Source organism: Pseudoleptotrichia goodfellowii, from assembly GCF_007990505.1.
GTDB classification, from domain to species: domain Bacteria; phylum Fusobacteriota; class Fusobacteriia; order Fusobacteriales; family Leptotrichiaceae; genus Pseudoleptotrichia; species Pseudoleptotrichia goodfellowii.
This window is the reverse complement of record NZ_AP019822.1, coordinates 482,137-506,036: the sequence shown is the minus strand read 5'-3', so window position 1 is coordinate 506,036 and position 23,900 is coordinate 482,137. Positions and strand designations below refer to the sequence as shown.

The 23,900-nt window shown below is 31.1% G+C and carries 19 protein-coding genes and 1 pseudogene; 2 read left to right on the top strand and 18 right to left on the bottom strand.

The annotated features are described in order from the left end of the window. The 5 genes from efeO to FVE72_RS02560 form a co-directional block, all read right to left on the bottom strand. The gene (gene efeO / locus FVE72_RS02580) at window positions 1-888 is read right to left on the bottom strand and encodes an iron uptake system protein EfeO (protein WP_232049467.1); all 888 of its coding nucleotides are present in this window, start codon (window positions 886-888) and stop codon (window positions 1-3) included. Window positions 889-1,020: 132 nt separating this feature from the next. Then, window positions 1,021-2,358 carry a TrkH family potassium uptake protein gene (locus FVE72_RS02575; RefSeq protein WP_026737140.1) on the bottom strand — a complete coding sequence of 446 codons (1,338 nt, stop codon included), beginning with the start codon at window positions 2,356-2,358 and terminating at the stop codon, window positions 1,021-1,023. Window positions 2,359-2,400: 42 nt separating this feature from the next. Further along, a complete protein-coding gene (locus FVE72_RS02570; protein WP_026737139.1) occupies window positions 2,401-3,060 on the bottom strand; it encodes a potassium channel family protein in 660 nt (219 codons plus the stop codon). A 105-nt stretch (window positions 3,061-3,165) separates the two neighbouring features. Further along, complete coding sequence (locus tag FVE72_RS02565) at window positions 3,166-4,383, bottom strand: glycosyltransferase family 4 protein (RefSeq protein WP_026737138.1); 1,218 nt, start codon at window positions 4,381-4,383, stop codon at window positions 3,166-3,168. Between the two features lie 18 nt (window positions 4,384-4,401). After that, window positions 4,402-6,579, bottom strand: coding sequence for an RNA ligase (locus FVE72_RS02560; RefSeq protein ID WP_026737137.1), 2,178 nt, complete (start codon window positions 6,577-6,579; stop codon window positions 4,402-4,404). Window positions 6,580-6,749: 170 nt separating this feature from the next. Between FVE72_RS02560 and FVE72_RS02555 the strand changes: the two genes are divergently transcribed. Next, window positions 6,750-7,139, top strand: a complete 390-nt coding sequence (locus tag FVE72_RS02555; RefSeq protein ID WP_081453622.1) for a DUF4189 domain-containing protein — start codon at window positions 6,750-6,752, stop codon at window positions 7,137-7,139. Between the two features lie 248 nt (window positions 7,140-7,387). Here FVE72_RS02555 and FVE72_RS02550 read toward each other — a convergent pair whose 3' ends face one another. The 6 genes from FVE72_RS02550 to FVE72_RS02525 are packed head-to-tail and all read right to left on the bottom strand — an operon-like array spanning window position 7,388 to window position 13,419. Beyond that, a complete protein-coding gene (locus tag FVE72_RS02550) occupies window positions 7,388-8,350 on the bottom strand; it encodes a transketolase family protein (RefSeq protein ID WP_026737136.1) in 963 nt (320 codons plus the stop codon). After that, on the bottom strand, window positions 8,351-9,202 hold the full coding sequence (locus FVE72_RS02545) for a transketolase (protein WP_026737135.1): 852 nt from the start codon (window positions 9,200-9,202) through the stop codon (window positions 8,351-8,353). A gap of 36 nt (window positions 9,203-9,238) precedes the next feature. Beyond that, on the bottom strand, window positions 9,239-10,594 hold the full coding sequence (locus FVE72_RS02540) for a PTS ascorbate transporter subunit IIC (RefSeq protein WP_026737134.1): 1,356 nt from the start codon (window positions 10,592-10,594) through the stop codon (window positions 9,239-9,241). A gap of 16 nt (window positions 10,595-10,610) precedes the next feature. Beyond that, a complete protein-coding gene (locus FVE72_RS02535; RefSeq protein WP_026737133.1) occupies window positions 10,611-10,880 on the bottom strand; it encodes a PTS sugar transporter subunit IIB in 270 nt (89 codons plus the stop codon). 56 nt (window positions 10,881-10,936) lie between these two features. After that, complete coding sequence (locus FVE72_RS02530) at window positions 10,937-11,368, bottom strand: PTS sugar transporter subunit IIA (RefSeq protein WP_026737132.1); 432 nt, start codon at window positions 11,366-11,368, stop codon at window positions 10,937-10,939. After that, complete coding sequence (locus FVE72_RS02525; RefSeq protein ID WP_026737131.1) at window positions 11,362-13,419, bottom strand: BglG family transcription antiterminator; 2,058 nt, start codon at window positions 13,417-13,419, stop codon at window positions 11,362-11,364. The genes FVE72_RS02530 and FVE72_RS02525 overlap by 7 nt, the downstream gene beginning before the upstream one ends. Before the next feature lie 336 nt (window positions 13,420-13,755). On the opposite strand from FVE72_RS02525, the gene clpB reads away from it, so the two are divergent. After that, on the top strand, window positions 13,756-16,326 hold the full coding sequence (gene clpB / locus FVE72_RS02520) for an ATP-dependent chaperone ClpB (RefSeq protein ID WP_026737130.1): 2,571 nt from the start codon (window positions 13,756-13,758) through the stop codon (window positions 16,324-16,326). An 86-nt stretch (window positions 16,327-16,412) separates the two neighbouring features. On the opposite strand, the pseudogene FVE72_RS11630 reads toward clpB, so the two are convergent. From FVE72_RS11630 to hemB, 7 genes and pseudogenes are all read right to left on the bottom strand, one after another. Continuing rightward, window positions 16,413-17,285: pseudogene (locus FVE72_RS11630) on the bottom strand (Abi family protein). A 256-nt stretch (window positions 17,286-17,541) separates the two neighbouring features. Next, complete coding sequence (locus FVE72_RS02500; RefSeq protein ID WP_006808511.1) at window positions 17,542-17,799, bottom strand: SemiSWEET family transporter; 258 nt, start codon at window positions 17,797-17,799, stop codon at window positions 17,542-17,544. 93 nt (window positions 17,800-17,892) lie between these two features. Further along, complete coding sequence (locus FVE72_RS02495) at window positions 17,893-18,756, bottom strand: AraC family transcriptional regulator (RefSeq protein WP_026737128.1); 864 nt, start codon at window positions 18,754-18,756, stop codon at window positions 17,893-17,895. A 78-nt stretch (window positions 18,757-18,834) separates the two neighbouring features. Then, the gene (locus FVE72_RS02490; RefSeq protein ID WP_026737127.1) at window positions 18,835-19,947 is read right to left on the bottom strand and encodes a YARHG domain-containing protein; all 1,113 of its coding nucleotides are present in this window, start codon (window positions 19,945-19,947) and stop codon (window positions 18,835-18,837) included. Window positions 19,948-20,015: 68 nt separating this feature from the next. Continuing rightward, complete coding sequence (locus FVE72_RS02485; protein WP_026737126.1) at window positions 20,016-21,464, bottom strand: TrkH family potassium uptake protein; 1,449 nt, start codon at window positions 21,462-21,464, stop codon at window positions 20,016-20,018. 24 nt (window positions 21,465-21,488) lie between these two features. Further along, on the bottom strand, window positions 21,489-22,844 hold the full coding sequence (trkA, locus tag FVE72_RS02480; protein ID WP_026737125.1) for a Trk system potassium transporter TrkA: 1,356 nt from the start codon (window positions 22,842-22,844) through the stop codon (window positions 21,489-21,491). Window positions 22,845-22,918: 74 nt separating this feature from the next. After that, a complete protein-coding gene (gene hemB, locus FVE72_RS02475; protein WP_026737124.1) occupies window positions 22,919-23,893 on the bottom strand; it encodes a porphobilinogen synthase in 975 nt (324 codons plus the stop codon). Window positions 23,894-23,900: the final 7 nt, after the last annotated feature.

The following is a 23,900-nucleotide window of genomic DNA, read 5'->3' as shown; positions in this document are numbered from 1 at the left end:
CTACTTACCTTCTTTAATATCCAATATTATTCCCATTTGAGATAAAGGTTCTCCTAACTTTGTAACTGCTTCTGCAAGTGCTTTTGTATCTTCTTTTGTCAAATCCGTATATAATTTATAGTTTTTGTCATCTGTCATATATTTGTCAAGTAATCCGTTTATAGCTTTAAATTCAGTATCCAAAGTTGCTACAAGTTTACTATCTTTTTTCTCCAATTTAGCTCTGAAAAGCTCGAATATTTTCTGAGCTCCTTCAATATTTGCTCTGAAGTCATATAAATCAGTATGCGAATAAACTTCTTCTTCCCCTGTAATTTTAGAAGTGGCAACTTCATTTAACAAATCTACGGCTCCTGTAAGCATGATATCCGGAGTTACTTCTACAGTGGCTATTTTTGCTTTTAATTCTTTTATGTCATTTACAAGCTGTTCAGCATATTTTTCAGTACCTTTTGTAGTATTTTGTTCCCATAATATTCTTTCGATTCTGTGGAATCCTCTCCATCCTTCTTCTGTATTGTGTTCTTCTTTAAAATCCACAAGACGGAAATCTATATTAACATCGGATTCTCCGAAACTTTCGGCGATAGGTTCTGATCTCTCATAAGCCATACGAATTAACGGATAAACTTTTTTAGCTTCTTCCAATTTTCCGTCTTTCAATAATTGTGCGAAATTTTCCGTATCTTTTAAAAGCATGCCAATCTGTTCTTCAACAAATTTTTTGTATTCTGATGTTTCGGCACTTAAATCTACTGTTGCATTATCCTGAGCAGTTGTTTGTGTTGTTGTATCTTTATTACTTTCTTTATCTTCTTTTTTATCGCACCCCACTATTACTAATGTTGCTATTAAAGCCAAAAGTGCAATTTTTTTCATGTTTTTCATTAAAAACCCTCCTAAAATAATTTTTTATTACCAAATTATACCTGTTATTTGATTATTTTTAAAGCAAAATTATTTGATTATCAAAATTTCTTAATCATATCATAAAAAATTGTTTTTATTGTATAATTTCTACTATCCTATAATTATGTTTTCTGCCGGGTATTTATAATTCGCACTTTTTATTTTTTTAGGTAATAACACCAATGTCACTGTCAAAGGTCCGACTCTTCCTATAAACATCGTAAATATTATAAAACTTTTAGAAATATCTGAAAGTAAAGACGTTACACCTTTTGACAATCCTACAGTTCCGAATGCCGATACTATTTCAAACAGTAAATCAATAAATTCGATATTTTTCTCTGTTATCATCATTAAAAAAAGAATTATAGCTATGTATATAATTGATATAAAAAACAATACTATTGCTTTATTAAAATTATTCCATTCTATTCTTCTTCTTGAAAATTCCAAATTTTCCTTATTAAAAAGTATCGCTCTTATCCCTAAAAAAATTATTCCTATTGTAGTTGTTTTTATTCCTCCACCTGTAGAACCCGGCGAAGCACCTATAAACATGAGTATAATAAATAAAAAAGTTGAGGCATCTTTTAAATCTACTAATGATATTGTATTAAAACCTGCCGTTCTTACAGATACACTTTGAAATATTGATGCTGTAATTTTTTGTAAAAATGATAGGTTGCCTATTGTCTTCTCATTTGAATATTCAATTATAAATATTGAAATTGTTCCGATTAATATTAATATTAGTGATATATTTATTGATAGCTTTGAAGTTATCGTAAGCTTTTTATCTTTTTTACTAAAATATCTATAAATATTTAATAATGTTGAAAATCCTATTCCTCCCAAAATTATGAGTAAAGAAATAACCAGATTTAAGATAAAACTGCTTTTAAAATCTGAAAGATTATTTGAGAACAATGAAAATCCTGCATTACAAAATGCCGAGATTGAATGAAAAACTGAATAATAAGCTGCTCTTTTCAATTCAAAGATTTTAGAGAATTCAAATAAAAGAAAAACTGCTCCGGAAAACTCTATAAGAAAAACTGTAAAAATTACATTTTTTACATATTTTTGTATATTAAATATTTTATCTGTATTCAGATCTTCTTCAACAGCTTTTTTTGTATAATAATTTATTTTTCTTGATAAAAGAATTATAAATAATGACGAAATCGTAATCAGACCGAGTCCTCCAAGTTGTATAAGTATCAATATCAGCGTTTTTCCGAAAAGATTAAAAACCGAATTCATGTCATTTACACTTAAACCTGTTACACATACTGCCGATGTCGCTGTAAAAATTCCGTCTATCCATCGTATTCCTTTTCCGTTTACTGTTGAAACAGGAAGAGACAGTATCGTTCCGCTTATCAATATTATCATACAAAATGATATCAGGATCATTGCCTGTGGTGAGATATGTAATTTTTTTCTCATTTTTTTAAATATCTCCTTCATTATTTTAAATTATCTTCTAAGTTAAATTATATTACTTAAAAAAGACATTTTTTCCTGTTCTGCCATTGCAAATAAAGTATCATTTTCTTCAATGACTGTCAAAGGATTGGGAGTAAAATTTATTTCTTTATTTTCAGATTTTATGACTATAATGTTTATTCCGTATTTTTTCCTTAAATCAAGTTCCATTAAATTTTTCCTGATAAAACTTTTAGGTGCTTTAAACTCGAATATCCCATATTTATCAGAAAATTTAAAATATTCCGTTATATTGGACTGTAATACATTAAGAGCTATTTTTTCGCCCATTGCTTCTTCAGGATAAACTACTGAAGAAGCTCCGATTTTTTCTAACACCTTTCCCTGCATTTTTGTTTTTGCTTTGCATATAACCGTTTTTACTCCAAGTTCTTTTAATATAAGTGTTACTAGTATACTTACCTGAATATTATCTCCTATACAAACAAAAGCTGTGTCAAAATCATCATCTATAATTTTTTTTAATTCATTTTCATTTGTAGCATCAATTACTATAGCTTCACTAATTATTTCATTATCTATAACTTGTTGAACAATTTCTTCATCTATATCCAAACCCAATACAGTTTTATTATGATTATACAATGTTTTTGCTATACTTTTTCCAAATCTTCCAAGACCTATTATAAGATATCCTTCCATTTTTTACCTCTTAAAATTATTTTCCCAAATTTTTTTAGCTGACTTTATATTAATCATTATATAATAAAACAATATCTATTTCAATTGAAAAAATTTTAATAATTGTTATTCAGCCAAAATCTCTTTTATCTTCTCTATTTTCGACTTCCATGAATTTCTTTGAATTTTTTCTGTCAACGCTTCATCTATTTCACGCTTTTCCCTTGTTCTTTCTATTATTTTTTCTATTTTATCAGCCAGTCTTATTATAAATGCAGGCTTTTCCTCTTCCACCGCTTTATCTGTATCATAAATCGTAGGCATATCCACATATTCGATAACTTCACTGCCATTCAGTTCATCTCCGAGCAGCTCCATAAGTGCCTCTATTTTCGTAGCGACTACTCTAAGTCCGCTTCCTAAAGCCTCTACCGCTATAAGCGCAATTCCCTCAAAATATGACGGTAATATAAAAATATCTTTTTTACGCATGATTTCAGCCAATGTTTTTTGATCTACAGGTGGATAAATTTTTATATTTTTAGAATTTCCCACAGCTTTTTCTATTCTGTCTTTATTTTTTTCAGTAATCGCCCCTATCAAATCTATAGTAACGTTTTTATCTTTTTCTTCAATCTTTTTAAACGCCTCTATTAATTCATAAAATCCCTTAGAATCATCAAATTTCCCCGCGTACATTAATTCCACTTTTTCTTTTTCAGGATATTTTTCAGGAGGATAAAATATTTTTTCATTATAACCTCCACCGATATTTATCATCTTTTTTTCATCTATTCCAAATAATTCACTTATTTCAGGAATTTGTTTATTGCTTAACGCCAGTACTTTATCAACATTTTTCAGAGCTTGCAAATGTTTTTCTTTTATATGCGGATTTTGCTTTGACTGTCTTATATCGGTATTATGACAAACCGCAACTACCTTTTTATCGGGAAAAACTTCTCGAACCATTGATGACAGTATCCATAAATGATGTGTCAGTATCACATCGGGATTAAATTTTTCTTTTGCAGCATTCAGCTGTTTCAAGAACTCTTTTTTCCATACACTCATCATTTCATCAGTCATATTTTTATAAAGAGTATTCGGATAAGGCATAATATCACTCATTCCTGCAATAGAAAAAGGCAGATTTTCACTTTCAAAAACTACTTCATATTGATTTGCCTTATTTAATATATTTATATTGTATTCTGCTGTTGTTGCATAAATACAAGCCTGTTCTATATTACTCTCTTCTTTCAGTCCATCTATAACATTTGTAAAATAAACTCCGCTTCCTGTTTTTAAAGGCAGCTGAGCTAAAACATGCAATACTTTCATAATTTATCAAGCCTTTCTTTATTTTTTCGTGTATTTATTCATCAAATCGACAATGTGTGTATTCTCTACATAGCCTTTCTCAAGGGAAATTATCCATTTCATAAAGTTTTTTTCTTCTTCGTTTTTACACTGTTTTAAACTAAAATCTCCATTTTTCCTGTACAGTTCCACTAAAGTTCTTCTTCTTTTCCATTTATTATAATGTTCAGCCTTGTATTTAAACATAAGTCCTTTTGCGTCGGTAAAGACGAGTCCTTCTACATTAGGTATATCGCCATATTTTCCCATAAGATCCAGCACTTCTTCAAAATCATTACATATGCTTACGGCTTTCTTCACTTTAATCACATCATCATTTATATTCAGTTCTTTTATATATTTTTCACTTAGAGTAATATCCGAGTGAATACCGTTTATAACAAGATTATTTTCAATAACATCAAGTAAAAATAGATTTTCATTCATAAAATAATCCACAATATGCCTGTCTTCATTGGAAACTACTTCAAAAATTACAGAAACATTTTTATTTTTACATAATTCAAAGAGTTTTTTCTTATTTTTTTCGTTTACTTTCTCGAAAAGTTTTCTGAAATATCGGGCATGTTCTCCTTCTGTTGTACTTTTTGTAGCAAAGATAAATTCATCATTTATGACTCCGAGTATTCCTAAAAATCCGTTATATTTTTCATATGCCGTAACAGGAAAACTCAAGTTTTTCTCAAGATATTTCTTTGATGAAAAATTATTTTCTCCATAATTGAAAAATTTATTGTAACTTCTCATTTTTACTTCGCCTGTTATCTTATCCACAAAAAGTCCTCTCGCTTTTATTGTCGAGTCATTCCATAATTTTCTTTTAAAAGCATTTCTCGTAAAATTAAGAGAATATAAATTAGGTTTTGTATTTTTTACATTTATGAGCTTGCTTATAATCAGTTTATTTACTTCGTCATCTTTTGTGAGATTTATTTCTTTTGAATTTTTTGCTTTATCAAGTTCATGCTGCAGATAATCTCTGTCATAAATATCATTTTTAACAGATTTCAATTCTATTTTTTCAGGAAGTATATTCAAAAATTTTAATTCTCCGCCGAATTCCACTTCTCCCTCAAGGCATACGGAATGCTCTGTCGACTCTATCCCTCTATGCCCATGAACCTGAGTGTAATCCTGACATTTCCCGAGCTTGTAGTTTTCCTCGTACACTATTCCTATTTCCGTTTCATATTTTCCTACACCTTTTATCATATCCTGTGCCGAAATCAATGCCATATCGGGTACAGCCGAAAGCCCTCCGTGAGTGCAGAGAATTTTATGATTATGAAATTTGAAACTGTAACATTGTCTCATTTTTTTGCAAAACACCCTTATCTGCTTTTTAAATTCTTCGGTATTTGTCACATTTTCCGAAATTGCAGGAAGTGTTGCTTCCATAAATTCTCTTGATTTTACAGGCAAATCACTTGCAAAATTTCTCAAATGAATTTCGTGATTTCCTTCGAGCAGTATTACATTGGGATTTTTCCATAATCCCAAAAATAAATCAAGAGTCTTTTTATGCTCTATCCCTCTATCAAGATAATCTCCCAAAAATACATACAGAGTTTTCTCACTGAAATCTTCCAGTATCTTTGATAATGCAGTATAACACGAATGAATATCGCCTATTATTTTCACATTTTCATATTTACCGGTTATATCGTCCACATAAAAATTTATAATTTCGTTTATATCATAAATTCTTTTAAATCTGTTAGGTAAAACCGAACTTTGCACCGAATTATACATTCTTTTTATTACATTTTCCGACACCTGCTTAAATACATCTCTTTTCAGATTATTTTCAAGGCAAATTTCGTAAGGTGTATCAAACTGATAATAATAAACTGAATATTTATACTTTTCAGCCAAGTCTTCATAGCTTTTTACCGATTGTTTTGTAGAATGCGTAGCATCTATAATTGTAAAATCTCCTTTAATCATTCTTTCTTCAAGACATTCCATAAGCATTTTCCATGAAATTTTATCGTATCTTTGGGAAATTGTAAAATCTCCTTTTTCATTTAATACGGGATTGGAAACAAGCGTTCTGAACCTATCTGCTTCCAATGTATACTGTTCCAATCTATTTTCTCTCACAAATGTGCTTTTTCCTGAGCCGGGTGCCCCTCTAAGCAATAATAGTGTCCTCATTTTTATTCCTTTCATAACTGTTTTAAAAATTAAAAGTTATCTTTTATAATACAATTTATATTATTGTACTAAAAATTATATTTGATTTCAACAATAAAAATAAGGATTTTTTAGATTCCCATATTATTTTAACCTTTACTTTAAGTTTATTTTAAGGTTTAAATGATAAAATGATTTATAAAAATAAACTGATTTTGGAGAGTGGAGAAATGAGAAAAATTCTTTTAATGCTTTTTATTATGATTGCTGTTCCTTCTTTTTCTTATTATAATTATTACGGAGCAATAGCAATTAATCAAAGTACAGGAGCTTCCGGTTACAGTTACAATTATTCTGATGAATCTTCCGCAATAAACACAGCTCTAAATCAATGCGGCTACAACTGTATCGCAACGGTATCCTTTGCAAACACTTGTGCCTCTGTAGCATGGTCTCCGAGTACAGGTGCTTACGGTTGGTACAGTTCAAGAGATAGGTATCTGAATAATCGCTTATCTAAATCATACTGTGGTTATAGTGATTGTTATGTTATTGCAGATGTTTGCACAAGCTGGTATTAATAAATAAAGAGAGTAGCTTGTAATTTTAATCTTTCATCTATACGAAAATTAATCATAGTTTGTCTCATAATACTTACTTCTCTTTTTTAATATAGCACCGTATTACGTAAAGCGTTTGAGAATAAAACGCTTTACATTTTATATAGAATTATTATTTACTTTTTTAACATAAAAATACCGCCTCTTTCCGATTAAGACGATATTTTTATATTTCAAGATTATTAACTTTTAACTTTTTCAACTCTTCCTCATTTTTCCAACAATTTCAATGCGGCTTTATAAATATGTTCTGAAGTCAATCCATACTCTTCCATTAAGAAATCCAACGTTCCTACCTGTCCGTATCTTTCCTGTATTCCTATTCTTTTTAATACTGCATTACCACTTTCAGCTATAACTTCTGCAACGGCACTTCCTAAACCATTGTGAACACTATGATTTTCACAAGTAACTATTTTACCTGTTTTATTTCCGTATTCTATTATAAGCTCTTTGTCTATAGGATTTAAAGTAAACATATCTATTACTGCAACACTATTTCCTTCTTTTTCAAGTTTTTCTGCAGCTTTTAATGCCTCTACTACCATTATTCCGTTAGCAATAAAAGTTATATCTTTTCCGTCTTTTAGTAAATTTCCTTTTCCTATTTCAAATGTCGAACCTTTTTCATAAATAGTTGCAGCATTTTTTCTCATTGTTCTTATCCAGTAAAAACCGTCTTTCAAAGCTGTCTGATCAAGGATATTTTCAAACATGACGGCATCGGTCATCTCCATTACTATTGTATCCGCAAGTCCTCTCATAATTCCCATATCTTCAAAAGACATATGTGTTCCCCCGTTATGTACAGATGTTACTCCCGCATCAGAACCTATTACTTTTATATTATTCTTCTGATATGCTCCCGACATAAAAAGCTGATCAAAGCATCTTCTGCTTGCAAAAGCCGTAAATGTATGAGCAAAAGGATATTTCCCCGCTATGGACATTCCTGCTGCTACCCCTATCATGTTCGCTTCCATTATCCCGCAATTTATTACTTTGTCGGGATTTTCTTTCTGTACTTTATCCATTGTCATAGAACTCATCAAATCAGCTTCAAGGGCCACCACTCTGTCATCTTTTTTCATTAACTCGGAAAGTTTGGAGGAATAAACTTTTCTCATCTCAATATCATCTTTTTTAGGTTCACCTTTATATACCTTAAACATTTATTCCGCCTCTCTTTCCAGTTTTTCTATTACTTCCTCTATTTCTTTTTTCAATTCTTCAGTTAATCTCAAGTGATGAGAATTTTTCATTTTTTCAATATATTCCACACCTTGACCTTTAACAGTATCAAGTATTACAAACAAAGGCTTTTCATTCTCTTTTCGGGGGTTTTTTACCATTTCATATATTCCTTTAATATCATCGCCTTTTATGGTAACTGTATCAAATCCAAAAGCTTTTAATTTATTCTCGAAAGAAAAAGGTTTGATTATTTCTTCCAAAGTACCGTCAAGCTGTTGCTTATTATAATCAAGAAATACCGTTAAATTATTCAGATTATGGTGAGCAATAAATTGAAACGCTTCCCAACACTGTCCTTCATTAATTTCTCCATCTCCGATTATTGAAAATACCCTGTTAGATTTTTTATCCATTTTCAGTGCCTTAGCAATTCCTGTAGCAATGGAAATTCCCTGTCCCAAAGATCCTGTAGTAGCATCAACGCCTTTAGTTTTAAGTCTATCGGGATGGCTTGGTAAATTTGTTCCATTTTGATTTAATGTATAAATTTCTTCTACAGGGAAAAATCCTTTTAATGCAAGAGTTGCATATAAAGCTGGTCCTGCATGTCCTTTAGATAATACAAAATAATCTCTTCCTTTCCAATTAGGATCCTCAGGATTAATATTCATCACTCCGCCGTAAAGAACTGCCAAAACCTCGACAACCGATAAACTTCCTCCGTAATGTCCGAAACCCAAATGAGTTAAAGATTTCAGAGTATTTATTCTAATTTTCGAAGCCAATTTTTCTATTTCTTTTAATTTTTCTTCACAATTACAATTTTTCACTTTTCTGCTCCTTTCGGATTATTAATGAATCTATAATTATTTTTCTTCTTTTTTCTTTGAAGGCACAAATCCTAAAGCTACCAATACAACAGTTATACCTACTATTATTGCAGATACTATCATTGGTGATACTGATTTAGCCATATTTCCTAAAACGATTCCTACAGTTACAAAGTCCGCATCTGAAAATGTAGTATTTGCAAACCCTAAATTTCCCAATACAGGTAACAGTATTACAGGTAAGAAAGTCAATAGCAATCCGTTTGCAAAAGCTCCCCACGAAGCACCTCTTCTACCTCCCGTAGCATTTCCAAACACTCCTGCTGTGGCACCACAGAAGAAATGAGGAACTACTCCTGGTAAAATAAGCGTCCATTTTAACATCCCCAATATAAAGAGCCCGATTATCCCTCCTAAAAAGCTGCATAAAAATCCTATTAACACTGCATTAGGTGCATAAGGAAAAACTATAGGGCAATCCAACGCAGGTTTTGCATTTGGTACAAGTTTTTCTGAAAATCCTACAAATGCAGGAACTATTTCCGCTAAAACAAGTCTTACTCCCGACAGGATGATATAAACTCCGGCAGCAAATGTTATAGCCTGAATAACTGCAAATACAAGATAATTATCTCCGCCGCTTAATTCTTTTTCAACAAAATCTTTTCCTGCTACCAAAGCCAGTATCAAATAAATTATCATCATTGTCAATGAAATAGAAATCGAACTGTCTCTTAAAAAACTTAAGTTTTTAGGTAATTTCATTTCTTCTGTTGATTTTGAACCTTTTCCTATTAAAGACCCTACTATTCCCGACAATACGTATCCTATTGTACTGAAATGTCCGAATCCTACATCATCACTACCTGTGATTTTTCTCATATAAGGTTGTGCCAAAGCAGGGAATATAGCCATTACAAGTCCTAAAGTCAAGGATCCTATAAATATCAATAAAGGTCCTTCAAATCCTCCGACTTTCAATATTATCCCTATCATACAAGCCATGTATAATGTATGATGTCCTGTCAGAAATATATATTTCAATTTTGTAAATCTTGCAATAAATATATTCCAAAACATTCCAAGTGCCATTATAAGAGCTGTAATTGTTCCGTATTCTTTTAATGCTAATGAAACTATTGCTTCATTATTAGGAACAATTCCCTGTACATGAAAGCCCTGTTCAAACATAGTTCCCATAGGTGCAAGAGAACTTACTACAAGTCCCGCTCCTCCTCCTAATACAAGAAATCCCAAAATAGTCTTAATTGTACCTTTTACTATATCGGCAACAGGTTTTTTCTGAACCATCAATCCTATCATTGCTATTAATCCTACTAAAATTGACGGTACTTTTAAAATATCCACTATAAAAGTCAATAAAGTTTTCATACTTTCCTCCTAAATTTTATTTTTTAAAATAATTTGTTAATTTTTCTTCAAGTTCTGGCATACTTATAATACTGTCCAAAACTATCCGTTTTTCAGCGGGAACACTTGAACTTTCTGCAATATCTTTTGCCATTACAAACAAATCAGCTGCTCCTGAAACTGCCGATGCCAAATCCGAATGCTCCACTTCTGCTTCAACTCCGATTTTTTTCAATACTTTTTTTATGTTCATCTCAACTATAAAGCTGCTTCCCAATCCTGAACCGCAAACTGCCATAATTTTCATAAAAACATCTCCTCTCATTCCAATAAATTTATATAAAAATAATTTTTATAACATATTTAATACTTCCCCACTATCCGCCTTATCTCTTCCACTGTCTCAGCCTTAATAAGCTCCTCTATACTCTCGTCGTCCTGAAACAGTTCCACAAGTTTCATAAGTATTTCCGTATGGCTGTCAGAATCTTTGGAAGCCAGCACAATTACAAGATATACCTTTTCATCTCCGTAATTTACAGGCTGATTCAGTTTTAAAAGACTTATCCCTGTATCTATCGCCCCCTCTTCAGGTCTTGCATGGGGCATAGCAAGATTTTCCCTTAAAATGATGTAAAATCCCAGTTTTTTTATACTTTCTATCATTGCTTCCACATATTTTTCTTCAATAATTTTTTTTTCAAGTAAGGGCTTAGAAGCTATTTTTATACTTTCTTCCCAGTCCTTTACAAAATCGACTGTCTGTATATTTCCATCAAGTATTTCTTCTAACATACAAATTCCTTTCTGAAATATTTTTCCAATTCTTCGTATTTACTTATTTTTGATATTTCTTCTATAAAATTATATTTGGTAATCAATTCAAACAAATCATTCAGTATATTCAAATGATCGTTTTTATTTATTGTTGCAAAACTCAGAAATATATTTGCTCCTCTTCCGCTCGGGAAAAATACTTTTTCTTTTACTATTAATAATGACACACCTGTTTTCAATACATTTTCCGAAATTCCCGCATGAGGTATCGCTATTCCCTCTTCGATTACTATATAAGCTCCGTGTTTTTTCACAAGTTTTATCATTTCTTCTACATATCCGCTTTTTACAACCTTATTTTCAACAAGTATATTGCCCGACTTTGTTATTGCTTCTTCCCAATCCTGAACTTTTTCAGCAAATCTAACATTTTCTTTATTAAGTATTTCTCTCAGAATCGTTCCTGCATCAGATAAATCATCAACAATACTGTTTTCCAGTTCCTGTTTCAGCTCCTCAATAAGTTTATCGGAATTTTCCATTGTCGTATTATTTTTTATTATTTTCATTAATTTTTTCATAGATATTTTCCTGTTACCTTTTTTTATGCCGTATTTAGAAAGTTTGACAAAATCGTCTTCTTTAAGTAAAGGATTTATCTTAACTACAGGAACATCTCCGTATTTATGCTTCAAATCGACAGTAGATAAAATCAAATCAATGTTTTTATAATTAGGCAAAGTATCTTCTATTAAATAATAAGGAAGAACATCCACTATATCTAAGTCATAATTTTCTTTCAGACTTTGCTCCAGAACTTTGGAACTTCCGTACCCCAAACCGCAAATGAGTATTACTTTTTTCGTTTTTTCCGAAGTATTTCTTTCTATTGAAGCTTTTATATGAAAACCTATTAAAGCTATTTCATCTTCGGGAAATTTAACTCCGAAAAGTTCTTCTATTTCCTTAATCCCTTCATTTACGACATTAAGGACAGGATCTTTTGCGAGTATAAGCTCTTTAAACACTGAATTTGTTATCTGAATATTGTTTTTTATTCTGTACATTGCAGGTTTTATATGATACAAAAGTCCGTTATACAGTATTTCATCCCTTGTCAAATCGGTTTTCACTATTTTACTGACTTTGGAAATCATCTTCTTTATAATCAGTTCTTCATTTATCCAGTCCTCAAAAGAATTATTTTCAAAACTGTTTATTGTAATTCCTGTTATTAAATCGGTCATTTCTATCAACATTTCCTGTTTTACAGTTGCTTTCAAAATATTTTCAAGTATTTCCTTTATTTTTTCATATTCATCAGTATGAGCGAGAAATTTTTTAGAAACAGAATCCTGACTGTTGCCGTATTTACCGTCAAAGTTCAGCAATATCAGCATATAAGAAAATATTTTATTATAGCTTTCTCCGTTTATATTCAGTTCCATTACTTTTTCGACTTCTACTATAAATTCTTTTGTATTTTCAATATTTTCTTCTTTTATATATTTATAAAAATAATTCAGAATTTGAGTTTTTACTATTTTAAAATCATCTTTTCCTTTGGACAGCTCCAGTATTTCTTCAATCAGTTCAATCTGTTTGATAAGAATTTCTCCGTTATTTCCTTCAGGTTTATAGCCGATATTATTTTTATAATTCAGCTTTATTCCGTCTTTTCCAAGCTCCTCCGATAACAGTTTCATATCTTTTTTTATCGTTGTTCTTGAAATTTGAAGTTCTTCGGATATTTTTGTTATATTAAGTCCTTTTTCATCAAAAAAGAGAATTAACTTCAAAATATTTACTCTGTCATCAACAGATAATTTCTGTGCTTTTTTTAAGATCTCAAAAATCTTACTGAAATCCTGATCTGTTTCCAGAAAAATAATATTTCTGTCCTTCTCGGTTATTTTATAGCCGAGTATTTTCAATATGTAATCAATATTATCAATATAATATCTGGCAGCTCTGTCGGATATTCCGTATTTCTCGGATATGGCTCTGAAACTGCACTTTTCACCTTTTATAAGGCTGTTTAATATTTCTATTTCTTTATAATTCAACATGATATATCACCTTTTATTTATTATAATAATACCCCATAAAACAGAATAATCAATTTGCACTGATTTTCAAATATATTTGAAATAATGTTACCCCCTGTTTTTCTTCAGAATCTATTTTATCCTTAATTTTATTGACATTTTCAGCATTTACAAAAAAATTGTTTTTTTCAAAAAAAGTGTTGACATATATCAAAAAGTATGATATATTATTTTTGTTAGCAACCAACGGTACAGAGTGCTAATAATTTAAAAAATAAAAGATTTGTACTGAATCTAACTTTATAATACAGTATATAAAAGCAACAAAAAATTTGAAAAACAAGGAGATTGATAGATATGGAAGAAAAATTTACGCAAAAAAGTATGGAAGCTCTTTCCGAAGCTCATAACTTTGCGGTAAGATATAAAAGTTCGGATATGAAAGTAGAACATTTGTTGCTCGCATTAATCGGGCAAATGAACGGGCTTATTCCCAACATACTTAAAAAAATGGGAATAAACACAATAGAATTAACAAAAAAACTCGAAGATAAATTGAACAGAATGCCGAAAATTGAAGGCGGTACTTCAGATCCAAGACCTAATGGAGAGTTAAACAGAGTCATAGTAGGTGCCGAAGATTACGCTAAAAAAATGGGGGACGCTTATATAAGTACAGAGCACCTATTTTTAGCGAGTTATGACAATAACAGTTTTTTAAGAGAAAACGGTATTGTAAAAAATCAATTTGAAAACGTACTAAATGAAATAAGAGGAGGTAGAAAAATTATGTCCGACAACCCTGAAAATTCATATGAAGCATTGGAAAAATACGGAAAAGATCTGGTAGAACTGGCAAGAAAAGGTAAACTTGATCCGATTATAGGAAGGGATCAGGAAATAAGACGTGCTATTCAGATTTTATCCAGAAGAAATAAAAATAACCCTATTTTAATCGGTGAGCCGGGAGTAGGTAAAACAGCTATTGCTGAAGGTATCGCACAAAGAATACTCAAAGGTGACGTGCCTGAAAATTTAAAAGATAAAACTATATTCTCGCTTGATATGGGAGCATTGATTTCCGGTGCAAAATACAGAGGAGAATTTGAAGAAAGACTTAAAGCCGTTCTTGACGAATTGGAAAACAGCGACGGAAGAATAATACTATTTATAGACGAAGTACATAATATAGTGGGGGCAGGAAAAACCGAAGGTTCTATGGACGCAGGAAACCTTTTGAAACCTATGCTTGCCCGTGGAGAAATTAAAGTTATCGGTGCTACTACATTGGATGAATACAGAAAATATATCGAAAAGGATGCTGCTCTTGAAAGAAGATTTCAGCCTATTATGGTAAATGAGCCTACTGTAGAAGATACAATTTCAATATTACGTGGACTGAAAGAAAAATTTGAGATATTTCACGGTATCAGAATTACTGATAACGCCATAGTTACAGCCGCTACAATGAGTGACAGATATATAAATGACAGATTTTTGCCGGATAAAGCTATCGACCTTATAGACGAAGCCGCTGCTAAAGTAAAAACCGAAATAAACTCCATGCCTACAGAGCTTGACGAAGTAACAAGACGTCTTATGCAGCTTGAGATAGAAAAAGTGGCATTGACAAAAGAAAAAGATCAGGCTTCCAAAGATAGACTCGAATCATTGGAGAAAGAAATAGCCGAATTAAAAGAAGAAGAGACTAAATTAAAATCTCAATGGGAAAACGAGAAACAGGAAGCGGGAAGACTTACAAAAATCAACGAAGAAATTGAAAAAGTCAACTTAGAGATTCAGGAAGCCGAAAGAAAAAGCGATTATAACAAATTAGCCGAATTAAAATACGGAAAATTGGCTACTCTTGAAAAAGAGAGAGAAAATGAAGAAGAAAAATGGAAAGACAGAAACGAAGGAAACGGAAACAAATTATTGAAACAGGAAATCGACAGTGAGGAAATAGCCGAAATTGTCGGAAAATGGACAGGAATACCTGTTTCAAAATTATTGCAGGGAGAAAAAGAGAAAATATTGAATCTCGCTGAGCATATGAAAGCTCGTGTAATAGGGCAGGATGAAGCTATAGAAACTATAAGCGATACAATAATAAGATCCCGTGCAGGATTGAAAGATCCGAACAGACCTATAGGTTCATTTATATTCCTCGGACCTACAGGAGTGGGGAAAACTTACCTGACTAAAACTCTTGCACATAACTTGTTCGATGACGAAAATAATATTGTCAGAATAGATATGAGTGAGTATATGGATAAATTCAGCGTCACAAGACTTATAGGGGCACCTCCGGGATACGTAGGATACGAAGAAGGCGGACAACTCACAGAAGCTGTCAGAAGAAAACCTTATTCGGTTATACTGTTCGACGAGATTGAAAAAGCTCATCCCGATGTATTCAATGTTCTGCTTCAATTACTTGATGACGGAAGACTTACAGACGGAAAAGGTAAAGTCGTAGACTTTAAAAATACTATCGTTATAATGACATCGAATATCGGAAGTGAGATTATACTCGAAGATCCTAAACTTTCCAATGTTACAAAAGAAGCCGTGCTCGATGAAATGAAACACAGATTCAAGCCTGAATTTTTAAACAGAATTGACGATATTATCGTGTTTAAGTCATTAGGAAAAGAACACGTAAAAAATATTATAAGTTTGATACTTAAAGATATAAACAAAAAACTTAAAGATCAGTTTATAAAAATAGAATTTACCGACAAAGCTCTTGATTATATAGTAGACGAGGCATATGATCCTGCTTACGGAGCAAGACCTTTAAAAAGATTTGTTCAAAAAGATATAGAAACTAATCTTTCAAAAATGATTTTATCTAATGAAATACCTGAAAACAGTACTGTTTTAATAGACAGTGACGGAGAAAAACTTACTTATAAGGTAAAATAGACTGTAAAAATCAACAATATTCTATTTTGAGATAACTCCCACTAATTCTATAAGTGGGAGTTTTATTTTTAGTAATTAATTGCTTTTTAAATTCTTTCTTCCCAATTTTTTGGGAACCCCATTTCTATTAATACTTTATTAAATATACTCGTATTCAACTCTTTATTTATTTTATCTATTTCTATTTTCAATTCTTTTCTAAAAATATTAAAATCTTTTTTAAATAAAAATAATTTTAGTAAAAGAACAGCATCAAATAATCTTCCTTTAAATATTTCTGAACTATGCGGATATTCAATAGCAGTTTTCTTTTTATTTGTATTAAAAAAACGTTCATTATGGGCACACTTATTTCTCAAAAAATTCAAAAAATGAATAACATTTTCTAATTCTTCTTTAGAAAGGTTAATTTTAATGTTCTTATATTCATGAGAATATTCACTCGATATTTCATTTGAAATTTTAGCCTTAATATCATCTGTAAGAGAAGAATAGAAAAAAGCTGTAATACCAAACGTAAATTGTTTTATTAATACCCAAAGAAGTAAAGTCTTGATGATTTTTTAAATGATGAGAAATTTGATTATTTTTATTCGACTTACTTTTATCTTTTATGACATGTGATATATTTGCTATCAGTCCTGTATTTTCTTCTAATTTACTTGGGTGAAAATTATTAATATTTAAGTAGCTGAATTCTTTTTGATTTTTTTCTGAGAAATAATAAGAAATTTTCGTGTTTACAAGGCTCTCAATTTTTAAAATGTTTTTTTAAAAATATTTCTTAAATTTCTATCAAATTCAAAAATGCAATATATATCTTCAAAAGTAGTTCCCATTTTAAACTTTTCAATTGTAGAATTATTATCTATAAAAATATCTTTATATCCATTTATTATACTATAATAATTTTCCCTTTTTAAAATTTTTATAACTTTACCGCCATCTTTTATTTCCATTCCTCTATTTCTAAGAATAGAAAGTTGTTGTCTATAAGTTTTAAACGGCTTACTCATAAATCCTCCCTTAATTAAAATAAAAAGTCTTACTTCTCCGCAGATAGGTAAGACTCCACAAGTCCGCCTCAGCTCGCTTGTAATTCACTTATAATTATATTACCTTATATTTTATAAAAAGTCAACAACTTTATTATAAAATTTTTCAATTATTTTATATTACACTGCACTATATTTAATTATTTTAAATTAATTTAACCTAAAACGCAGTTATTGTTGCCAACAGTCCGAAAATAATTCCCGGAAGATTTGCTGCCGATAACGGATAATCTTTTTTCTCTTTAAGAAGTCCGTAACTTGTCCATATTGTACAGTTTATAGCAGCAGCCAAAGGTTGTAAAAACGGTGTTTTATTCCCATGTAAATTCCCCATTATTTGAGGTATGTAAGAAACATACATTATTACCGAAAGAAATGTTCCTATCCATCCCAAAATTTTCAAATTTTTCTCGCTCACATTTTTCTCCTTTCAAAAAGTTTTCTTATTATACTATTATTCAAGGAATTTGTAAACACTTAAATTTTCTATAGGGCAAAATTTTATCGATTATTATAATTTTTCAACAGGAATCCAAAGTTCCATTTCGTAATCTATGCTTTCCGGGTTTCCTTCAGAATACACTTCAAAATCCGGAGTTCCTGCATGTTTGTATCCCTGTTCGGGAAAGAATACGTTCGTTACATATTTCCAACCTTCGTGAATACATTCAGGAATTGCCCCTTTCAATTTAATAACAGCATATTCAGCTTCGGGAACTTCCAGTATTTCAAGACCTGCTTCTTTTGCTTTATTCATATCTTTAACATCATATCCCGCCATATAATCGAATATATTTTTTTCACATAAAACTTCGATTTTATTTTTAAAATTACAACAAGCTCCGTAACTTTGTCCATTTCCAAGATTTTCCAAAATACGACTGTCTACTTTGGAAAATAACTTATTCCATACTTCGGGAAAATTTGTATTTTCATTTACTTCTTTTCTTATCCCTGCAATTTTAAAACCTTTCTTTTTTTCAATTTTAATATCCATGTTTTTACCTCCTGAAACATTTAAAGATAACAGGATTGGAGAAAATATTTTAAAAGTCTTTCCTTTTTTAACCTCATTGGGAGTGTAGCCGTGAAATTTCTTAAAGGCCGCTGTAAATGAATCGGGAGATTCATAACCGTATTTAAAAGCAATATCGATTACTCTTTCATCTTTTCCCCGCAAATCAACAGCTGCACAACTCAACTTTCTGAAACGGATATATTCGCTTAAAGGATAGCCGACCATAATTGAGAATATTCTACTGAACAAAGGAAATGAATATCCTGAAAGTTGTTGTATGATTTTTTCATCCAACTTTTCAGTTAAATTTTCCTCAATATACCCGATCGTCTGATTAAATGCTTTTATTATATTCAATACTCTCTCCTCCTTACATGGATATTATATACTGAACACAATATTTTTTCCCTGTATTTTCTGTACAATTTTTATAAGTTATTTTCTACTTCTTTCTTTTTTTATTTTATTTATTTTTTCTGTCAATTTATTATAATCGTCTATTTTAACATCTTTGTTAATAGGAACATACCACACAAATTTTGAAAAATAATCTTTTAATTGCTTTTTGGAAAAATCATACCCTGCTATTGCATAAAGATAATTTTTAACAATATCAAGATCTTTATTACTCAGTTTTCTCATTTCTTTTTCATTGCCATAGGCTGCAATCATGAAAAGTTTATCCGTAAATATATAATTTCCTACTTTTTCTCTTGGAAGTTCATCTTCCATCTGTTCAATATTTTCTATATACTTCATGTAAAAATCTTTATCAGGAGCAAAATTTTCAGCTTTATATCTTATATATCCGTTTTTCAATCTCGCATATATATTTTCATTAATTTTTTGACCGAAACTGCCTTCCGCTTTTTCTGCCATCTCGGGAGTAATAGCCGTTAATTTTCCTTCTCCGACAATTTCCCAGTTTATCATTTTTTGATCATTCCAAAAACTGTACTGTAATTGAATAAATTTATTTCCCGGCTCAATAATCAGTTCAAAATCATCCACTTTTTTGTTTTTCCATTTGGAAATAGTCGTTAAAACATATTCAAAATCATAGATATAATCTCCTTTATAGCTGTGTTCAACTACATTTTCCCCTTTTACAAAATCAGCATTAAAATAATAAACATAATTATCCGGATATTCTTCATCTGTATATTTTTTTAATTTGTCCTCACTCATAATTCCCTTTTTTAAAAAATAATCCAGTTTTTCCACATTGGAATTTACTTTTTTTCCATTTACTTTTGTTTCAAAATCTCTGACATTTAATTTATCCAATCCCGGATTTTGCATATTTTTTATTGTTGGAGCTACAAAGCCTATCATTTTTTTACTTTTTACAGGGCTGTCAAATATAAATTTGACATTTACTACAGCTTCTTTTCCTTCTATGTTTATTTTTATTATTTCCTTTTTTATAGCTGTTTCCGAAATTTCAAAAGGAACAATCTGTTTTCCTGTAAAATAAAAATCCCAGTCATTTCCGAATATTGACAAACTTAAAAAACAAAATATAAAAATTTTAAAAAATTTTCTCATAAAATGCCTCCAAAAAGAAAAGTATTTAAAAAATTGTGAGAATTTTTCACTCTCACAAATTTATAATATTATTTTATCTTCCATGTTGCCGGTGCAAACAATATGAGCATAGGATATATTTCGAGTCTTCCTGCAAGCATAGCAAAACTCAATACCGTTTTTGAGAAATCATTATACTCTGCAAAGCTGAATGCAGGGCCGACTTTTCCGAGTCCCGGTCCTATATTATTGAAAGTTGCCGCCACAGCACTGAAAGCTGTTAAAAAGTCCTGTGAATTAACAGATATTATAAGTAATATAGCCGTAAACAATATCATATAAACCATAAAATAAGCTGCCACACTTTTCTGTATTTTTATATCCAAGGGTTTATTTTCATATTTTACAGTAACTACTCTGTTAGGACTTATCATCTGTTTTATTTCAGAGAAAAACATTTTTCCCATCATAACAACTCTTGACACTTTAAGTCCACCCGCTGTAGATCCTGCACAAGCCCCTGAAAACATAAGAATAAGCAGTATTGTTTGAGGAAATACAGGCCACATACCAAAATCTGCAGTAGAATATCCCGTAGTAGTTATTACAGAAGATACTGAAAAGAACGCATTCCTGAAACACTGCCACAAAGACTTATACATAGGGATTATATTTATCATTATTAACGCTGTACTGAAAATTACAATCATAAGATAATATTTCAATTCTTCATTAGCAAGAGCTTCTTTGGCTTTTTTTATAAGTATAAAATAGTAAATATTAAAATTAATTCCGAAAACAAGCATCCCTATAGCCAAAACCATTTCAATATAAGCACTGTGATAAGGCAGTATACTTCCGTTTCTTAAGCCAAAACCTCCTGTTCCTGCAGTTCCGAAAGCAAGTAAAGACGACTCAAACAAATCAAGTCCACCGAACATAAGTAAAATCATGACAACTATTGTCATTACAAGATAAATCTGGTAAAGCACTCTTGCAGTAGCAGAAAGTTTTGATACAAGTTTTCCAAAAGTCGGTCCCGGAACTTCAGCTTTCATTACGTGTACTGAACTCGGAGAATTTTTCGGAAACACTGCAAGAGCAAGTACCAGCACTCCCATTCCTCCTACAAAATGAGTAAAACTTCGCCAAAATAAATTTGAATGACTTATTTTTGAAAGATCGGTTATTATACTCGAACCTGTTGTAGTAAATCCACTTACTGTTTCAAAAAATGCATCTATAAAAGACGGTATTTCTTTAGTAAGAACGAAAGGTAATGCCCCGAAAGCCGAAAGTAATATCCATGAGAGCGACACGATAACAAAACCTTCTCTTCCCTGTATACTCATGTTCTTAGGAGATTTTCCCGAAAGAATAAATCCGAGTATGACAAGCATCATTATTACTGAAAAATAAGAAACCTTGTATTTCCAGTCTTCTCTATAAATAAAACTCACTATTAAAGGTAAAATCATCAGTCCCGCTTCAAGCAAAAGTATTCTTCCAACTATAAAACCTATCATTTTTTTGTTCATATTTTTCTCCTGTTCACGTTACCTTTATTCTAAAATATCGTCAATATCTTCTATTGCTCTTTTAAGAGTTACAATCATAACTTTGTCTTTTGCCTGAATTATATCATCTCCGCCGGGATATATAAGTTCTTCATCTCTTAAAATACACACTATCAAAAGATCGGAAATTACTTTTAAATCTTTTAACGGTATTCCTATTATTTTACTTTGAGGACTTACTTCAAATACTATTGCTTCTATGTTATTATCCACAAGTCTGTGAAGCGTATTCATTTTTGAGCCTTTAACATTTATTTTGGAACGTACCACTCTTATAATTATATCCGCAATCACTTTTTTCGGAACAATAACCGAATAAAGTCCCTTTTCTTCCAAAATCGGCAACAATAGAGTTCTGCTCATTTTAGTTATTACTTTTCCTTCATTTACAGACTCTGCGAACATTGAGATTACTATATTTTCTTCATCTTTATCAGTTAATGCCAGAACTGCATCATAATTTTTAATACCTTCATTTAATAAAAGTTCCTGATCTGTCTCATCTCCTTTTATTACTATAGCATTAGGATAAGACCGGCTCAATTTTTCGGCTCTTTCTCTGTCCGATTCTATTATTTTTACCTGTTTTTTTATTTTCAACAGTCTTTCAGTCAAATAATGGGAAATTGTTCCTCCGCCTATAAGCATTGCTGAATTTATATTTTTGTGCTGATATCCCATTTCATTATAGAATTTCATTACTGCATCGCTCGTTCCTGTAACATATATACTGTCATCTTCTTCAAGGACAAAGTTTCCTGAAGGGATAAAGACTTCATTTCCTCTTTTTACTATGAAAATTATAATTTTTTCCGACGTTACTTTATCCAGATCTTTCAGCATTATTCCTTTTAAACTGCTTTCTTTGGTTATTTCCAGTTCAAGAATAGTTGCTCTGTTGGAAAAAATACTGTCTACACTCGTTGCATTGGAAAATTTCAGCTTATTCATTATACTCTTTGCCGCTTCTTCTTCAGGGTTTATCATCATGGATATTCCCAGTCCTTCTCTCACGAATTTCTTATCCGCACTGTATTCGGGATTTCTTACTCTGGCAATGGTATATTTTGCACCGATTTTCTGAGCTATAATACATGAAATGATGTTCAGCTCGTCGGCTTCGGTTACTGCAATAAAGACATCAGCTTTATCGGCACCCGCCTCAAAAAGATTTTCATAAGAAGCTCCGTTTCCTACAAGTCCTGTAATATCATTAGTATCTATTATTCTGTTTAATACTTCTTCTCTTTTTTCTATCAGAATAACGTCATTTCCTTCTTCTGACAATTCGCTGCAAAGAGATTCTCCTACAACTCCCGCTCCGACTATTACTATTTTCATTTGTTCCCCTTTCTTTTATGTCCGAATTATAGCAGTATTATATTTTATTTTCAGCTTATATACAAGTATTATTTTTAGTTTTCTTCATTCAAATAACGGGCTACATCTTTGGCAAAATACGTTATTATTGCATTTGCTCCTGCTCTTTTAAAAGCATACATCTGTTCCATAACAATATTTTTTTCATTTATCCAACCGTTAATTGCAGCAGCTTTTACCATGGAATATTCTCCGGACACATTATAAGCAACAACAGGAACTCCGAATGTTTCTTTTACCTTTGTCAATATATCCAAATAAGCAAGGGCAGGTTTTACTATTACTATATCCGCTCCCTGTTTCAAATCGGCTTTTACTTCGCTCAAAGCATCTCCCGCATATCTGAAATCCATCTGATAGGACTTTCTGTCTCCGAATTTCGGAGCGGAATCGGCAGCATCTCTGAAAGGTCCGTAAAAAGAAGACGAGTATTTTACCGAATAAGACATAACAGGAATATTTGCAAAGTTATTTTTTGCAAGTATTTCCGATATTTTTTCCACTCTTCCGTCCATCATATCGGACGGAGCTATAATGTCCACTCCCGCCTTTGCATAAGATAATGCAATTTTAGCGAGAATTTCCAATGTTTCATCATTTTTCACATATCCATGTTCGTCAAGTATTCCACAATGCCCATGACTCGTATATTCGCAGCAGCATACATCTCCGATTATAAGAAAATTAGGATATTTACTTTTTATATATCTTATCGCTCTCTGAATAATTCCATCTTCGCTGTAACTTTCAGTAGCATACTCGTCTTTATGTTCAGGTATTCCAAACAGCAGTATCGAGTTTATTCCAAGTTTTACTAATTCTTCCAGTTCTTCATCAATTTTATCAAGGGAATATCTGAAAATACCCGGCATTGATTTTATTTCATTTTTTATATTTTCCCCTTCTTCAATAAAAACAGGGTATATTAAGTCATTTTTTTCAAGATATACATCTTTTACCAAATTTCTTATCATACTGTTATTTCTAAGTTTTCTGTGTCTTTTATACATTTTTCTC

Excerpts from the sequence above, each read along its gene's own strand:
- FVE72_RS02555 (WP_081453622.1), top strand. The coding sequence starts at position 6,750 with ATGATTTATAAAAATAAACTGATTTTGGAGAGTGGAGAAATGAGAAAA.
- FVE72_RS02485 (WP_026737126.1), bottom strand. The coding sequence starts at position 21,464 with ATGAACAAAAAAATGATAGGTTTTATAGTTGGAAGAATACTTTTGCTT.
- FVE72_RS02525 (WP_026737131.1), bottom strand. The coding sequence starts at position 13,419 with ATGTTGAATTATAAAGAAATAGAAATATTAAACAGCCTTATAAAAGGT.
- hemB (WP_026737124.1), bottom strand. The coding sequence starts at position 23,893 with ATGTATAAAAGACACAGAAAACTTAGAAATAACAGTATGATAAGAAAT.
- trkA (WP_026737125.1), bottom strand. The coding sequence starts at position 22,844 with ATGAAAATAGTAATAGTCGGAGCGGGAGTTGTAGGAGAATCTCTTTGC.
- FVE72_RS02565 (WP_026737138.1), bottom strand. The coding sequence starts at position 4,383 with ATGAAAGTATTGCATGTTTTAGCTCAGCTGCCTTTAAAAACAGGAAGC.
- FVE72_RS02560 (WP_026737137.1), bottom strand. The coding sequence starts at position 6,579 with ATGAGGACACTATTATTGCTTAGAGGGGCACCCGGCTCAGGAAAAAGC.
- FVE72_RS02550 (WP_026737136.1), bottom strand. The coding sequence starts at position 8,350 with ATGTTTAAGGTATATAAAGGTGAACCTAAAAAAGATGATATTGAGATG.
- efeO (WP_232049467.1), bottom strand. The coding sequence starts at position 888 with ATGAAAAACATGAAAAAAATTGCACTTTTGGCTTTAATAGCAACATTA.
- FVE72_RS02575 (WP_026737140.1), bottom strand. The coding sequence starts at position 2,358 with ATGAGAAAAAAATTACATATCTCACCACAGGCAATGATCCTGATATCA.
- FVE72_RS02540 (WP_026737134.1), bottom strand. The coding sequence starts at position 10,594 with ATGAAAACTTTATTGACTTTTATAGTGGATATTTTAAAAGTACCGTCA.
- FVE72_RS02570 (WP_026737139.1), bottom strand. The coding sequence starts at position 3,060 with ATGGAAGGATATCTTATAATAGGTCTTGGAAGATTTGGAAAAAGTATA.
- FVE72_RS02530 (WP_026737132.1), bottom strand. The coding sequence starts at position 11,368 with ATGTTAGAAGAAATACTTGATGGAAATATACAGACAGTCGATTTTGTA.
- FVE72_RS02490 (WP_026737127.1), bottom strand. The coding sequence starts at position 19,947 with ATGAGAAAATTTTTTAAAATTTTTATATTTTGTTTTTTAAGTTTGTCA.
- clpB (WP_026737130.1), top strand. The coding sequence starts at position 13,756 with ATGGAAGAAAAATTTACGCAAAAAAGTATGGAAGCTCTTTCCGAAGCT.
- FVE72_RS02535 (WP_026737133.1), bottom strand. The coding sequence starts at position 10,880 with ATGAAAATTATGGCAGTTTGCGGTTCAGGATTGGGAAGCAGCTTTATA.